A 15,306-nucleotide genomic window follows, 5' to 3' on the forward strand; every position below is an offset into this window, starting at 1 on the left:
TTTTAAACTACTTCTTTATTCTTCTTTTTTCTTTTTCTTTGAATATACATCATAAAACCAGTAATTGTAAATAATGCCATTAAAGATGATGTTATAAACATAGCAATTTTTCCAATTATCCCAAAATATTCACCCGTATGTAAAGCTAAAATACTTTTTAATAATTGCTCTTTTAATGGCTTATCTTCAAATTTTTCATGTTTTAAAACTTCATTTGTTTCAATATTTAATTCTATTTTGTTCAAAGCTCTATCATGAGATGAATTTTTTGATAAATAATTTAAAGTATAAACACCTTTATCTGAATTAAATCTTATATTTGATTTTTCATAAGAGTCAACATTTTTATCAAATAACTCCACTGCTCTTTGAATATTTTCATATGAAACCTGTATATTTGCACCTTTATTCATATCATTTTTTTGATCAGAAGGAGGCATTCTTTTTTCTTTTTGTACCCCTGCAATTGAATACAAGCTATTGTTATACCATTCATAAGACCATGTTAATCCAGTAAGACTTGATAATAAATAAAAAGGAATTACCCATAAACCAAGAGCACTATGCATTGTAGATAAAAAAGCTCTTCCTTTATGTTTAAACTTAAATGTTAAGCTAGATAAAAAAGCATGCTTAATTCTAGGCCAATAAATATAAATTCCTGAAATCATAAGTAATAGCAAAGAAACAACACTAATAGCAACTATTTGCTTACCAACATCTCCAAGGGCAAGTCTTCTATGAATATTTTCTACAAATTTAAAAAAACCTTCACCTTTTATATTTGGTAAAATTTCTGCTGTATAAGGATTGATATAATAATTAACTCCCTTTCTTGCTTCTTTTCCTTCTCCTGCTACATTTATCACAAAAGATGATTCTTCATCTTGATAAAATGTCAATGCATTAATTTTAGAATTAGGTAATTTTTCTTGGAATTTTTCCAGTAAATCTTTAGTACTTAATTTAGTAGAATTTTTAGCTTCTACAACATAAGAATTCTTATTTATACTATTCAATATCTCTGTTTCAAAAGATAATATTGCTCCTGTAAGTCCAATAATAAGCAGTACAACCCCTGCTGTTAATCCTAAAATTAAATGTATTTTAAACAATAATTTTTTATGCATTTATAACTCTCTTTTTAAATTTTTGAAATGATAACTAATGAATTTTAATGGTTTATTAACGATAGTGATTATTAAAAAGAAGTAGTGAGTTCTACTTCTTTTTTTGTTTTAAAATCTATATGAAAGTTGAAGTTTTACGTTTCTACCTACATCATAATTTCTGTTTGTACTTGAGCTTTGAGAACCAAAACCATTATGACTAACATAATGTTTATCAAAAATATTTCCAACACCAAAATTAAATGTAGTGTTTTTCATAGAAGTCGGTTTATATGTAAAATCTACATCATGAGTCGCATATCCACCTCTTTCATACTCTACAAGTGCAGATGATGTATATTCAGTCCATGAATTTCCTGGTACAAATTGAGTTGAGTAACTTCCTTTTAATTCTTTTAATAATTGGTAATTTAAAGCTATTTTAAATAGGTGAATGTGAGCTGCTTTAGGATCATATGTAGTTCCTGATTCTAAATCTTTCTCTTTTCCATCAGTATAACTATGACTTGCATTTAAGCCAAATTTATCTTTTTCATATGAAAACATTGTTTCAAGTCCCCAAATAACAACATCACTTTCACTAGTTAGACTATTGTTTTTTGTTGGATATGAATAGTTATCTACATTATATCTATAAACATTAAATCCAAAGATTGAATAATCTGCATTTAAAGCATTTGTTAGATTATAATCAAATCCTACTTCAAAATTATTTCCAATTTGAGCACTTACTTCATCATCTTGTGTTGATGTACTAGTTAAAGCTGTTGTTTCACCAAGAGCAGGTCCTTTAAAAATATGTCCATATGCAGTTTTTAAAGATAATTCATCATTTACTTGATATTTTGCTTTTAATTTTGGAGACAATTCTTTAAAAGTTCCATCATAAATTCCACCTAATTCATGATAGTCATATCTTGCACCTAATGTTAAAGTAAGTCTATTTAGTGCCATCTCATCTTCAATATATAAACCTCTATTATCTATCTCACCACCACTTATATTTAAATCTTCTGTTACACCTGTTGTATAAACTCTATATCCATCAGCACTTCTTTCTTGTTCTTCATGAGTATAATCAGTACCATAGGTAATTTTATGAATTCCACTAAGAGAAGTATTTCTTAAGTCATATCCTACAGTAGTATTTTTATATTCTCTTTCAGGTTCTTCATAAGTTGCTTCACTTGTAGCTTCTCTTGTTAAATATTGCTCATTATAATAAGCATTTGCTTTTATATTTACAAGCTCATTATCAGGTTTATATTCATAGTTTAAATTAAAAGTATCTCTTGTTATTGAGTTATAATCTTCTTCATCATCAGTTCCTACCTTCTCACCTGAAAGTTGTCTATCTCCACCATCTTCATATTTATTATATGAAAGTTTGATTGTATTATAATCATTAGCTTTTATAACGATTTTTGCTAAACCACTTTTTAGTGTACTTTCTTTTGAAGTAAACTCTTCTCCACCACCTATTCGTAAAGTTCCATCATCTGAAATTGTACCCATTCCAACAAATTCTAACTTGTCATTTACTCTACCAAAAACTGCAACTGTACCTGTTTTTCTTTCATATCCACTTTGATAACCCAAAGTAACTTTTCCACCAAAAACTTCACCTGGCTCTAAAAAATCACTTGGATCTTTTGTTTCATAAACAAATGAACCATTAATAACACCTGAACCACTTAAAGCAGAGTTTGGGCCAAGTTCAACTGAAGTAATTTTTAATAATGATGGATCAATTGTTTGATCGCCTGAATGGTGAAATAATTGTCCACCAACTTTAGCACCATCAACTGTAATATTTGAAGATTTATCATCTAATCCTCTTACATATATTTTTTGTGCATATCTAGCATCACCTGATACATCTACACTTGGAATAGATTTTAAAACATCTTTCACATCACTTGCTTGCTTATCTTCTAATTCTTGTGAAGAAATAGATTTAATTTGAGCATCAAATGCTGTTGTTGTATTTACATTTACATCATCTAAGTGTGTAGATTCTGCCAGAACTGATACATTAGCCAGCAATAATGCTGCAACTGTTTTTGCAATTTTTAATTTCAATTTGTTTCCTTATAATTTTGAAAATATTGGCTGGCTATATGTAGGAGAACTTTACTGTTGCTGGCTAGATTATTTTATGTTTATTTTGTAAGTATTAATTTGTTCGCTTTTGTGATTTTTAGAAAATAAGATTGACCATCATGTTTGATTTCAATGCTTTTTTCTTTTCGAAAAATATCTTTACTTTCAATTTTTGTTTCTTTTGTTTCTTTCACTTTAATACCTATTTTAATTTATTTTGTTAATAAAAGTAAACCATTGTTAACAAAATATTAATGGGATATTAACCTAGAAAAACTTAATTATAAATAAAATTGATAATTGTTATCATTAAGTACATAATAATGGGACTTCTAAGTTACTTTGAAAGTTTAATTTTATAGAAAAACTATCATTTAAGCATCATTTTTTATATGAAAGAATTTTAATTTATATCAATAATTCATCAAAAGAATCATTAATAACATTATTGTTTTGATCTAAATAGCTTTTTTCTCTAAGTTTTCTTATATTTCGGGAAAGTGTTTCTGGTGCCATATTTAATATTTTTGCAACTAAAGAATGCTTTTTTTCAATTAAGATTTCAGGATTTTCTTTTAATAAGGAACAGAGTCTTTGAGCAGAATCATATACCAAATTTTTATGAATAGTTTGTTCTAGAGTTTTCATTTTACTTATTAATGAACCTATAATATGAAAAGATAAATTTCCATTATTTTGTAAAAGAGAAATAAATATTTCTTTTTCTAAAATAGCAACTTTTGTCGATGTAGACGTACTTATAGCTGTTGCAGGAAATGCTGAGTTTTGAAAAGTAGCCATTTCAGCTAGTATTGTAGGTTCTGTAAAATTATGCATAATAATCTCATTTCCAGAACTTCCTATTTTATATAACTTCAAATTTCCTTGAAGTAAAATATAAAATGATTTAGCAACTTCGCCCTCATAAAAAAGTATATTATCTTTATTTAATGTAATTATCTGACAAGAACTATTGATTTGCTCTATTTCATTTGCGCTTAATAAATTGAAAAATTCTATTTTTTTTAATATCTCGTTATACATAAGAAAATATTATCTTAATCACTCTTAAGAATTATTGACTTAAGTCAATGATAATTACTATCATTTTCATTATACTTCCATAAATTATATAAATGGATTATAAATAATGAACTTTTTCATAAAAATTATAAAAGATTTTCCTTCATATTTATGGAGTGGTTGGGGTGCGATTGCATCTATTTTCTTGTTTCTCGCATTTTGGGATATGGGAAATCAAATATATGGAAATCTGATATTACCAAGTCCAAAAGAGACTTTTTCTACACTTTTTGAAATGCTTAAAGATGAAAACATGATAAATGAAATATTAATTACTACAAAAAGAGCTCTTATTGGTTTTTCTATTTCTTTAGTATTTGGAACTATTTTAGGATTACTTTCAGGACTATTTGTAACAACTTCAATGATGAGTAGACCAATAGTAACTATTTTGATGGGAATGCCTCCAATTGCATGGATTGTTTTAGCAATGATTTGGTTTGGAATGGGAGATATGACTGTAATTTTTACTGTAATTGTAGCTTCTTTTCCCATCATATTTATAGGAGCACTACAAGGAACAAGAACACTTGAAGGAGATTTAAAAGAGATGGCTGATAGTTTTCATCTTCCATTTAGAATGAAACTATTAGATTTATATTTTCCTCATATTTTTTCTTATATTTTTCCAGCTTGGATTGGGGCTTTAGGAATGGCATGGAAGATTGTAGTTATGGCTGAATTATTATCAGCAAATGATGGTATAGGTTCAGCTTTAGCAATTGCTAGAAGTCAACTTGATACGCCAACAGCTTTAGCACTTGTTGTAATTATGATAGCAACTCTACTTCTAATCGAATATATTATTTTAGAACCTATAAAAAGAGAGGTTGAATCATGGAGATAATAGAAGAATTAAAAGTACAAAATGTTTCACACTCTTTTGGTTTTAGTGATATTTTAAAAGATGTCAGTTTTACTCTAGAAAAAGGAAAAGTTATTTCAATAGTTGGTCCAAGTGGTGGAGGAAAAACTACCCTACTTCATCTTTGTGCAAAATTACTAAAACTAGAAAGTGGAAAAATAAAAAATAGTTTTACAAGCTCATCTTTTGCTTTTCAAGAATCAAGACTACTTCCATGGAAAAATGTTCTTGATAATATTGCTTTAGGATTAAAAGCAAAAGGTATTTCAAAAGAAAAAAGAGAGAAAGATGCAAAAGAAATTGCATTAAAATTTGGTTTAGAAAAAGATGATTTTTATAAGTTTCCAAAAGATTTAAGTGGAGGAATGAAACAAAGAGTCTCTTTTGCAAGAGCACTTGTTACAAACCCTACTTTACTTTTTTTAGATGAACCATTTTCAGCATTGGATATTGGATTAAAAAAAGAGTTACAAACTTTACTTATAGAACAAATAGAAGAAAAAAAACTAAGTGTGCTTTTTATTACTCACGATTTGATGGAAGCTATAAAATTAAGTGATGAAATACTTGTTTTAAAAGCAGAACCTGTGGGGCACATCATTAAAAAATTTAATTTTGAATTTCCTAAAAAACAAAGAGATAATAAATTTGTTTATGAACAAACAGCAAAACTTTTAAGTGATGAAACTATTATAAATACATTTGAATTGGAATTAAGATGATAGAAGAAACAAAAAAACAATACGCAACTAGTCATTACACGCACTATCCAAAAGGAGAATATCCTTCATATTTAGCTTATGCTTTTAGACCTATGTTTTTAGTTCTTGCACCTTATATAGTGATTTCTATCATATTATGGTCTTTAACATTTGCGGGGTATATTTCTCTTCCTTTTATAAACAATATTTTAAATTGGCATATGTATGAAATGATATTTGGAATTGGAAGCGCAGGAATTGTTGCATTTTTTCTAACAGGTGCTCCTGAATTATTTCCAGGAACTGTTCCTATTATTGGTAAAAAATTGGCTCTTATTATTTTGTTATGGATAGCAGGACGAATAGGCTTTTGGTTTATGGATTATTTAGGTATTTATTTTGTTGGATTTTTAAATGTAGCTTTACTTATTTATATCACAGCTCTTATAATCAAACCATTATTTGCTGATGTTACAAAAAGACATATCTCACTTGGATTTTCACTTTTTTCTTTGATTTTTGCACAAGTATTATTTTTTGCAAGTGCTGGAAATTTAATCTCATTTGATACTCACTCTATCATGCTTTTATCACTTGGATTATTTATGGTACTTATTTTATTAGCACTTAGACGAGTTAATATGGAAGCTATAAATGAATTATTAGAACATGAGGGAATTGATGAAACTTTTTATGCAAGACCTCCTAGATACAATCTTGCAATTTTTTGTGTAACTCTTTATACACTTGTGGAATTTTTCTACCCGCAAAATACTATTTTAGCATATCTTGCACTTGCAAGTGCTGCTTCTATTTTAAATATCTTAAATGATTTTATTTTAAAAGATAACAATATTTTATTTAAACCTTTTATTATTTATTTAATGAGTATTTTGATTTTGATGGCTGTTGCTTATGGCTTTTTAGGATTTGATTATTTAAATGATAGCCTTTATGCTTTAAATCACTTTCGACATTTTCTTACAAGTGGTGTATTTGGAATGGTTTTTTACGTAGTTATGATAGTTATTTCAACTGTTCATACGGGAAGAACACTATTTACAAATATTTGGTTAAACATAGGATTTATTTTAATCATTTTATCAACTTTTATTAGAAGTTTTATTCCGTATTATGAAGAGTTTACAATGATGGCATATATTAGTTCATCAATCTTATGGGCTATTCCATTTATTATTTATATGAAAATATTTTTCCCATATTTACTTAATAAAAGAGCTGATGGAATACCTGGTTAAAACAAAAAATTAAACTATTAAAAACAAGGAAAATTTATGAAAAAAATATTAAGTATTTTATTTATGGCTATTGCACTATTTGCAAATGAAGTAAAAGAAGAAATTACTATAAAAGTAGCAGGCCCATTTGCAAGTGTATCTCACCCTATTATTCACATGGCAGAAAATAAATCTCTAAAAGATATGGGAATAAATATAGAGTTTGTTCTTTGGAAAAATCCAGATGAATTACGAGCTTTGATTTTGAATGGAGACATAAACTTTATTGCACTTCCTACAAATGTAGCTGCAAATTTATATAACAAAGGAGTAGATATAAAACTATTAAATGTATCTATTTGGGGAATATTAGGAATGATAAGCAGAGATCCTAATCTTAAATCATTAAAAGATTTTAAAGGAAAAGAAATAGCTGTTCCTTTTAGAGCTGATATGCCTGATATTGTTCTTAAAGAGCTTATCAAAAAACATGGTTTAGATCCTCAAAAAGATTTCAATTTTAGATATGTATCAAGCCCAATTGATGCTATGCAAATGCTGATTTTAAGAAGAGTTGATCACGCACTTTTAGCTGAACCTGCTATTTCTATAGCTTTGAGAAAAACGAAATCATTTCCTGTAAGTGTTGTTGCTCCTGATTTGTATAGAAGTGTTGATTTACAAAAAGAGTGGGGAGAATTATTTCAAACAAAAGCTAAATTACCACAAGCAGGAATAGCTTATATAGGAGATACAAAAGGAAAAGAAGAGTTAATAAATAAATTTTTACAAGAGTATTCAAAATCACTTGATTGGTACAAGAAAAATCCTGTTGAAGCTTCAAAATTAATAGTAAAAGAGCTTCCAATGTTAGAAGAAACTGGTTTAGCAGACTCAATTGAACATATTTCATTTGAAAGTGTAAATGCAAATGATGCAAAAGAAGATTTAGAATCTTTCTTTAATATCTTAAAAAACAGTGAACCAAAATCAATAGGTGGGAAGATTCCCGATACAAATTTATATTACAAATAAGGAAAAAAAACATGAAAAAATTAGTCTTGATATCTGCGATTACAAGTCTAGCATTAGTTCAAAATAGCTTTGCAAATACTGCTTTAGAAGAAGTTATGGTAACAACAGCTACGAAAACTGAAAAATCAATTGAGGGAGTTAGTGCTTCTGTTATTGTTATAAGTGAAGAAGAAATTCAAAAAACAGGTGCTTCAACTTTAGATAAGATTTTGGAAAAAATACCATCTATAAATGCTCAATATGGAAGATTCCCACATCCAAGTGCTTCTTCAAAAGCAGCTATTTCTTTAAGAGGAATGGGAGCAAATGGAACACTAATTTTAATTGATGGTAAAAGACTATCAGGAGAAACTGAAAGCCCATATGAAATGACTAGAATAACAGCTTCTATGATTGAAAGAATTGAAATAGTAAAAGGTTCAATGTCAACATTATATGGTTCTGATGCTATTGGTGGTGTAATTAATATTATTACAAAAAAAATAGATAAAAATATCTCAACATTAGATTTAAAATATGGATCAAATGGTGATGGCGATGCTGTAAATAAAAATATAAACTTCACAAATAGAGGAAGTGTAGATAAATTTAGATATAAAATTAATACTTCTATTGATGATACAACTCCTTATAAAGTAAATAAATCATATACACAACAAGCTATTAATCCAAGTTCTGGAGCAGATTTAAATGCAAATACATTAGATAATATTTCTGGAAACTATGATGTGACTTACAAAGATGAAGCAACAATTAAAACTATTGGGACAAGATTAGAATATGATTTTTCAGATAATTTTACAGCCGGTCTCGATTTAAGCTATTTTACAGAAGATAGAGAAGGACAATACCTAGGAAATGCAGCAGCTACAAGTGGAGGATTAATTACAAATACTCCTGTAAATTCAGAAGACAAAAACAGAAGAATAGATATTTCAAGTGATTTCAAATATCTTATAAATGATGACTTATCAATGAATACAAAAATATATAGATCATATTATAAAAAAAGAAATTATACAGATCCTTTAACTTTTACAGGTGCAACAAATACTAAATTTAGTGCAAATGTAACTATTGATACTTTAGAATCAGATTTAACTTATATTTTAAATGATTCAAATATTATTACAACAGGGCTTGAATATAGAAAAGAAACTAGAGATTCAGGAGCAATTAATCCTGATGCATCATCTAGTGAATTTATTACAAAAGTTGTAAATTATAAATCTTTATTTATACAAGATGAAATAGAAATCTCTGATACATTAAACGCAATAATTGGCACAAGATATGACAATATCTCAAATGCAGATAATAAAATTACTCTTCAAGCAGGACTTGTAAAAAAAATAGCTGAAGACACAAGTATTAGAGCTAATTATGCACAAGGATATAGAACTCCTGATATTGCTGAACTTTATGTTGTATCTATGTATTATAAGGGAGCTAAAAGATATGGTTCTGAAGTTATTAATACTATAAAAACTGAATCTTATGATTTAAAACCTGAACAATCTCAAACATTTGAACTTTCATTATCAAATAAATATGAAAATCTTTCATCTGTATTTACAATTTTTAATAATAAAGTTAAAGATAAAATTGATTTAGTATCTTACAATGATTCAAATTCTGCAACAAAATATTATACATCAGAAAATATTGACCAAGTTGATATAAAAGGTGCAGAAGTATCTTTTGATTATGACTTAAATAAAGATATTGATCTTGGATTAAATGCAACATATTTAAAAACTGAAGATGAGAGTACAAAAAAAGAGTTAACTTATACACCTGATATTTCTGCTTCATTTAATATAAATTATAAAATCACTAATGATTTAAATACAAATTTAATGCTTAGATACATAGGAGAACAATATACAAATTCAACTAATACAGAACAAACAAATGATTATACATTGGTTGATTTAGGTGCTCAATATCAAGTAAATAAAAATGTAGAATATTATGTAGGTATTGATAATATTTTTAATAAAGAAGTTGATGAAGAAATAGGTACTAATGTAGGAACTTATTATTTCACTGGTCTTAGAATTACTTTTTAGTACAAAAATAGAGAAATAATCAAAATCAGACTATTGATTTTGATTATTCCATAGCTCATTTTATTTATAGAACCAAAATTAAATTTTACTATATTTTCCTATTCTTAATAAATAATATATTATTGAAACAATAAAGATAAAACTACAAATTAAAATAAAAAAAATTTCATAAAAAGAATCTTTTTTATATATTAAATTATCACCAACTTTTACTAAGATAGAATATTCCTCTTTAGGAATATTTATAATTTGATTCTCTTTTGATAATAAAAATTCATCTAAAATCTCTCCATTTTTTAATGAAATTATTTTAACTTGATTTGAAAATATCTCTTTTTTTGTTCTTAATTCCAAAACTTCAATTTTAATAGTTTTTTCATCAATATTTGAGATATTTAATAAGGCATTTTCTGGCTGATGGGAAAAACAAAAAGTAAGAAATATTATATTTAATAAAAAAAGTTTCTTTAACATTTTAAACCCCTATCATAATCAAAATTACTCATAAAATTTAAACTTATTCTTTTTGCAGTAAAAAATAAAATAATAGAACTTAAAATCAAAATTAAATCCACATAAAAAATAACATCAATATTTTTTGCATAACTATCCCAAATAAACATTTGTGTTTGATATCCATGAATAAATACTGAAAAAAAGAAAAAAACACTACTTAAATATAAATTCACTTTTACTATTTTTGAGACTTTATTTTCAAAAAAACTATAAAAAAGTAACATAAAAAATATAATATAAAACATTCCTTTTATAAATAAATCTTTTTGCAAAAACTCATCACCTATGAGATAGTGAGTAAAAAATAAATACCCTACACAAGAGAATGAAGCTAAAACAATAGTTAACATAACTCTATTTATAAAATTTGAGAATCTAAAATCATCTATATTATGTAATTTCTTTTGTGCCCAAAGTAAATATCCAAAAACCAAACTAACAAGTAATAATACTCCTAAAACAAAAAATAAAACTCTCATACCTATTGTTTCATCTGGCATAAAATGTAAAAAGTAAAAGGCTGACAAAGTTTGTTTGATTCCATGGGTTTGTTCTAAATATGTTTTTGATAAAACTTCTGCATTTGTACTATTTAAAGTTATATTTATTCTATTTATATTTCCACTTAATGCTCTATTATTTCTTAAATATCCACTAAATACTGCTTGTGAGTTCTCTTTATTATAGTTATATATATTAATTTTTCTAATTTCTAGATTTTCATAATTTTCTTGTGCTTTTTTATATAAAATTGATAAATCTAACATTTGTGTATTTATTTCATTTTTTTCTAAATTGTCTTTTTGTTTAAATAATATTGGTGATACTAATTTTCTAAGATTAGACTCTTTATAATCTGTTGCATTTAAAGAAAAAATTGTTGATGTATTTAACATCATACCAATAAAAGCACCTGTAATTACAAATATTAAAAGAAAAGGAATTACAATTAAACTTAAATTTCTATGCCACTTAAACCAAAATCTTTTAGGTGTTTGATTCTGCTTTCTTTTTTTCTTATTTGAAATAAAAAGAATAATGCCTGATAATATTAAAAACAATATTGCAGTTGAAGCTAATCCCATTAAAAATGTTCCAATTAGAGGAATATTTTCTCCAAAATGTATTTCATTTATAAACTCAGCTATACTGTTATTTTCATAGAATGTATCTAATTCTTCATTTGTATTTGGATTTAAAAAAATTGTTGATTGATCTTTTGAAGAGATACTAATTCGTGGATCTTTAAAAGATGGTGGTGTTATTTCTATATTTTTCTCATCTAATTTGTATTTATTGATTATTTCATTTAATTTATTATCAATATTAAAAGTATAATTAAGAGTTTTTTCTATGTGTGTAGATGGTAATTCCCATTGATTTAAATAAGGTAAAAAAAAAGTGATACTACCAAAAAATGAACTTATATAAAAAAGAAATATACAAAATAAGCCTATAACCGTATGTGCGCGAATTAGGTATTTAATATTCAATTTTTCAAGCATAAAAGAATCCTTTTATAAAAAATATGAATAAAAGCAGACTTATCATGTAAAAAATCTTTTTTATGATTTCGAAATAAGATTTACAAAATAAAAGCCAAAAACTTATAATGCAAAGTAGTATAGGAGTGCCTATCATAGATGGAATTATTTTAAAAGCATAATCAGCATTTATAATTGAACTAATTAAGGCCATAGTTAAATAAGCTATAACAGCACTTCCTATACAGGCTAAAAATCCATGAACCCAACCAATTTTGGTTTTGGGTTCATTTATATATAAATAAAATTTATTTATCATTTTTTTTCTTTTAGAATTTATAAGCTAAAGTAACTTTAAAATTTCTTCCTGCTTCATAATCTGTCATATCACCATATCTTGAACTAACTGCATAATAAGATGAATGTGCTGCATAATGCTTATCAAAAATATTATCAATTCCTGCAATAACTTTTAAACCTTTAAAGGCACTTGGTTGATAATTAAGTGCTACATCATGTACATTATAACCATCTTTTTTATCTAATCCACTGCTAGATGTAACATCATGTTCATCTAATACTAAGATTGATTTCCAAGAAGCTTCAAGTTCAGGATTTACTTGATAATTTAGATTTAAACTAATTTTATCTCCTGCTTGTACATCAAGTGCTTCTCCTGTATATTTTACCTCTGAATCCATATGAGAATATGATAATAAAGCATTAAATTTTCTTAAGTTATATGCAAAACTAGCTTCTACACCTTTTGTTTGTGTTTCACCTAGGTTTACCATATTATAAGAAGTATCATATCCAATATCATTATCCATATCTGTTACATAATATTTTACTAAGAAACCTATATTATCAGCTGCTAAAACATTATCTTGTAAATATCTAAATCCTATTTCTTTATTATTTCCTGTTTCTGATTTAATATCATTATTTTCCTCTAACCAAGTTCTATATGATGCAAAAACTTCTTGCATAGGAACACCTTTAAAAAGTGTTGTATAACTTGCTAATAAAGAAAGATTTTCAGTTAATGCATACTCTGTTGCTAAAGAATAAGTTAACTCATTTTCAGTAAATTCTCCAACTATTCCATCAAGTTTATAATTTGTAAATCTAACACCAGGAGTAACTAAGAAACCATTATCAAAATCAATTGTATCCTCAATATAAAGAGCTATCGTTTTTGCTGACTCATCCTCTCCATATGCAACACCATCTGTTGTTACTTCACTTGTTTGATGATCATATTCTGCACCATAAGTTAAAGTATTTAAAATAGAACCTGATTCAATATTTGTTTGTCCTTTTGATGTTAATCCTTTATTTTCAACTATTGCATTAAGAACATCACCTCTATTATTATCTCCATTTTCTTCTCTTGTTAAATCCATTTTATTCATATAAAGTGATGTATTTAAAAGAAGAGCATCTCCTTTGTCAACACTATGTTTTATTGTATAAGTATCTCTTACGTATTCAGTAGGTTGAATATCACCTCTACCAATTGCAACGTTTGCAGCTGTACTAAAGTTTGGTCTAGGTAAATAATCACCCTCATCAGTTAATTTATCATATGTAACAGATATTCTTTGAGAATCATCTATATCAACACCATATTTTAAAATAATATCATCGATTTCTCCATCTCTACCCTCTTCTTTTGTTCCATCTCCTGTTTTCCAATTTTCATTATCAACGTAGCTGTAATAAACAAATAAATCTGAACTATCAGTTACTTTTCCAGCAAGAGCTAAAGAAGCACCAATACTTTTATTACTATTATAATTTGTAGAAACTATACCTCCAAAATTTTTTCCATCTTCTAATAAATCTTTACCATCTTTTGTTTCAAATTCAAGTGAACCGCCAAGTCCTCCATGTACAACTGAATTTGCTCCAACTTCAATATTTACTTTTTTTAAAATATCTGGATTAAGTTTTAAAGTACTTTGATGGTGAAACATATCAACACTTGGTTGTTTTGCACCATCTATTCTAACGTCAAGATTTTCATCTTTTACACCTCTAATAACTATTTTATTGTTCATAGAGTGACTTCCACCAACATCAACACCTGGTAAATCCCTTAAAAGATCACTTAAATGATCTGCTTGTCTAGTTTCAATTGTATCTTTACCTAAATTTAATGAAGAACTAACTACTTGAGTTTCCCAAACATTTACATCATCCAATAAAGTTGTTTCCTCTGCACTTAAATGATTTGTTGATATAACTAACGCAGCTAGTGAACTTAATAATATTTTATTTTTTTTCATGTTTAACCTTTTTATAAATTGATATTGAGTATCATAACTAATAAAAATCACAATAAAATCACAAAAGGTAAAAAATGTGCAAAAATTCAATAAAAACAACTTCTATACTAATAATTGAAGATGAAATTATTTTAGCATTAGGTTTACAAGAAACTTTAAAAAATTTTGGATATGACATTTTAGGAATTGAATCAACCTTGCAAGGCACAATACAACAACTTAATAAATCTTTACCAACTCTTGCTATAGTAGATATTAAATTAAAAGGATTAAATGACGGAATAGAAATCGCTAAATATCTTTGGCAAACAAAAAGAATTCCTATTATATTTTTAAGTTCATATTGTGATGAAAAAACAATCGAAAGAACTTTATTATGTGAACCATATGCATATTTAATTAAACCTTGTAAAGACAAAGAGTTGCATACTACAATACAAACTTCTTTAAATAAACACAACTATTTTTTTAGAAATAAAGATGTAATACAAAACGATGGTAATTTTATTTATTTAGAAAATAATCTTAAATTTCACAAAGCAAAAACTATTTTATATAAAAATGATGAACCAATAAAGCTTACAAAAAATGAAACAAAAATAATACAATTACTTAGTGATTATCCTAAGGAATCTGTATCTTTTGAAAGAATTAGCAGTTATATTTGGAGAGAAGATATTTATGATTTAGGGCGATTAAGAACATTAATTTATAGATTAAAACAAAAAATTGGAAGTGAGATTATTGAAAGTGTTTTTGAATCTGGCTATAAACTAAAAGTACAATAA

The 15,306-nt window shown here is 26.5% G+C and carries 13 protein-coding genes; 6 read left to right on the plus strand and 7 right to left on the minus strand.

The annotated features are described in order from the left end of the window. Nucleotides 1-2: 2 nt before the first annotated feature. The 4 genes from ABVS04_RS00320 to ABVS04_RS00335 form a co-directional block, all read right to left on the minus strand. Nucleotides 3-1,130 carry a PepSY-associated TM helix domain-containing protein gene (locus tag ABVS04_RS00320; protein ID WP_368028653.1) on the minus strand — a complete coding sequence of 376 codons (1,128 nt, stop codon included), beginning with the start codon at nt 1,128-1,130 and terminating at the stop codon, nt 3-5. A 108-nt stretch (nt 1,131-1,238) separates the two neighbouring features. After that, nucleotides 1,239-3,212 carry a TonB-dependent receptor gene (locus tag ABVS04_RS00325; protein WP_368028654.1) on the minus strand — a complete coding sequence of 658 codons (1,974 nt, stop codon included), beginning with the start codon at nt 3,210-3,212 and terminating at the stop codon, nt 1,239-1,241. Nucleotides 3,213-3,292: 80 nt separating this feature from the next. Beyond that, nucleotides 3,293-3,427, minus strand: coding sequence for a hemin uptake protein HemP (gene hemP / locus ABVS04_RS00330; RefSeq protein ID WP_368028655.1), 135 nt, complete (start codon nt 3,425-3,427; stop codon nt 3,293-3,295). Nucleotides 3,428-3,641: 214 nt separating this feature from the next. Beyond that, nucleotides 3,642-4,277 (minus strand): Crp/Fnr family transcriptional regulator, encoded by a 636-nt coding sequence (locus ABVS04_RS00335; RefSeq protein WP_368028656.1) that lies wholly within the window; start codon nt 4,275-4,277, stop codon nt 3,642-3,644. A 106-nt stretch (nt 4,278-4,383) separates the two neighbouring features. On the opposite strand from ABVS04_RS00335, the gene ABVS04_RS00340 reads away from it, so the two are divergent. Genes ABVS04_RS00340 through ABVS04_RS00360 form a run of 5 tightly spaced genes read left to right on the plus strand, consistent with a single transcriptional unit; the run spans nt 4,384 to nt 10,227 of the window. After that, the gene (locus ABVS04_RS00340; RefSeq protein ID WP_368028657.1) at nt 4,384-5,163 is read left to right on the plus strand and encodes an ABC transporter permease; all 780 of its coding nucleotides are present in this window, start codon (nt 4,384-4,386) and stop codon (nt 5,161-5,163) included. Next, nucleotides 5,154-5,903, plus strand: coding sequence for an ABC transporter ATP-binding protein (locus tag ABVS04_RS00345; protein WP_368028658.1), 750 nt, complete (start codon nt 5,154-5,156; stop codon nt 5,901-5,903). Before ABVS04_RS00340 ends, ABVS04_RS00345 begins: the two co-directional genes overlap by 10 nt. Then, nucleotides 5,900-7,141, plus strand: coding sequence for an NnrS family protein (locus ABVS04_RS00350; protein WP_368028659.1), 1,242 nt, complete (start codon nt 5,900-5,902; stop codon nt 7,139-7,141). The genes ABVS04_RS00345 and ABVS04_RS00350 overlap by 4 nt, the downstream gene beginning before the upstream one ends. Nucleotides 7,142-7,177: 36 nt before the next feature. Further along, entirely contained in the window at nt 7,178-8,155 is a 978-nt protein-coding gene (locus ABVS04_RS00355) for an ABC transporter substrate-binding protein (protein WP_368028660.1), read from the plus strand. Between the two features lie 11 nt (nt 8,156-8,166). Next, nucleotides 8,167-10,227, plus strand: coding sequence for a TonB-dependent receptor plug domain-containing protein (locus tag ABVS04_RS00360; RefSeq protein WP_368028661.1), 2,061 nt, complete (start codon nt 8,167-8,169; stop codon nt 10,225-10,227). A 78-nt stretch (nt 10,228-10,305) separates the two neighbouring features. Here the strand turns inward: ABVS04_RS00360 and ABVS04_RS00365 are convergent, their stop codons facing one another. The 3 genes from ABVS04_RS00365 to ABVS04_RS00375 form a co-directional block, all read right to left on the minus strand. Then, nucleotides 10,306-10,701, minus strand: coding sequence for a hypothetical protein (locus ABVS04_RS00365; RefSeq protein ID WP_368028662.1), 396 nt, complete (start codon nt 10,699-10,701; stop codon nt 10,306-10,308). Then, nucleotides 10,695-12,248: a PepSY-associated TM helix domain-containing protein gene (locus ABVS04_RS00370; protein WP_368028663.1), complete on the minus strand. Its 1,554-nt coding sequence runs from the start codon at nt 12,246-12,248 to the stop codon at nt 10,695-10,697. The genes ABVS04_RS00365 and ABVS04_RS00370 overlap by 7 nt, the downstream gene beginning before the upstream one ends. 308 nt (nt 12,249-12,556) lie before the next feature. Continuing rightward, on the minus strand, nt 12,557-14,518 hold the full coding sequence (locus ABVS04_RS00375; protein WP_368028664.1) for a TonB-dependent receptor: 1,962 nt from the start codon (nt 14,516-14,518) through the stop codon (nt 12,557-12,559). Between the two features lie 74 nt (nt 14,519-14,592). Here ABVS04_RS00375 and ABVS04_RS00380 point away from each other — a divergent pair, with 74 nt between their 5' ends. Further along, entirely contained in the window at nt 14,593-15,306 is a 714-nt protein-coding gene (locus ABVS04_RS00380; protein WP_368028665.1) for a DNA-binding response regulator, read from the plus strand.

It is taken from the genome of Arcobacter sp. s6 (assembly GCF_040884245.1).
Taxonomy (GTDB): Bacteria; Campylobacterota; Campylobacteria; order Campylobacterales; family Arcobacteraceae; genus Aliarcobacter.

Coding starts and splice junctions, on each gene's coding strand:
- ABVS04_RS00375 (WP_368028664.1), bottom strand. CDS start 14,518: ATGAAAAAAAATAAAATATTATTAAGTTCACTAGCTGCGTTAGTTATA.
- ABVS04_RS00320 (WP_368028653.1), bottom strand. CDS start 1,130: ATGCATAAAAAATTATTGTTTAAAATACATTTAATTTTAGGATTAACA.
- ABVS04_RS00340 (WP_368028657.1), top strand. CDS start 4,384: ATGAACTTTTTCATAAAAATTATAAAAGATTTTCCTTCATATTTATGG.
- ABVS04_RS00365 (WP_368028662.1), bottom strand. CDS start 10,701: ATGTTAAAGAAACTTTTTTTATTAAATATAATATTTCTTACTTTTTGT.
- ABVS04_RS00380 (WP_368028665.1), top strand. CDS start 14,593: ATGTGCAAAAATTCAATAAAAACAACTTCTATACTAATAATTGAAGAT.
- ABVS04_RS00370 (WP_368028663.1), bottom strand. CDS start 12,248: ATGCTTGAAAAATTGAATATTAAATACCTAATTCGCGCACATACGGTT.
- ABVS04_RS00360 (WP_368028661.1), top strand. CDS start 8,167: ATGAAAAAATTAGTCTTGATATCTGCGATTACAAGTCTAGCATTAGTT.
- ABVS04_RS00345 (WP_368028658.1), top strand. CDS start 5,154: ATGGAGATAATAGAAGAATTAAAAGTACAAAATGTTTCACACTCTTTT.
- ABVS04_RS00350 (WP_368028659.1), top strand. CDS start 5,900: ATGATAGAAGAAACAAAAAAACAATACGCAACTAGTCATTACACGCAC.
- ABVS04_RS00355 (WP_368028660.1), top strand. CDS start 7,178: ATGAAAAAAATATTAAGTATTTTATTTATGGCTATTGCACTATTTGCA.
- ABVS04_RS00335 (WP_368028656.1), bottom strand. CDS start 4,277: ATGTATAACGAGATATTAAAAAAAATAGAATTTTTCAATTTATTAAGC.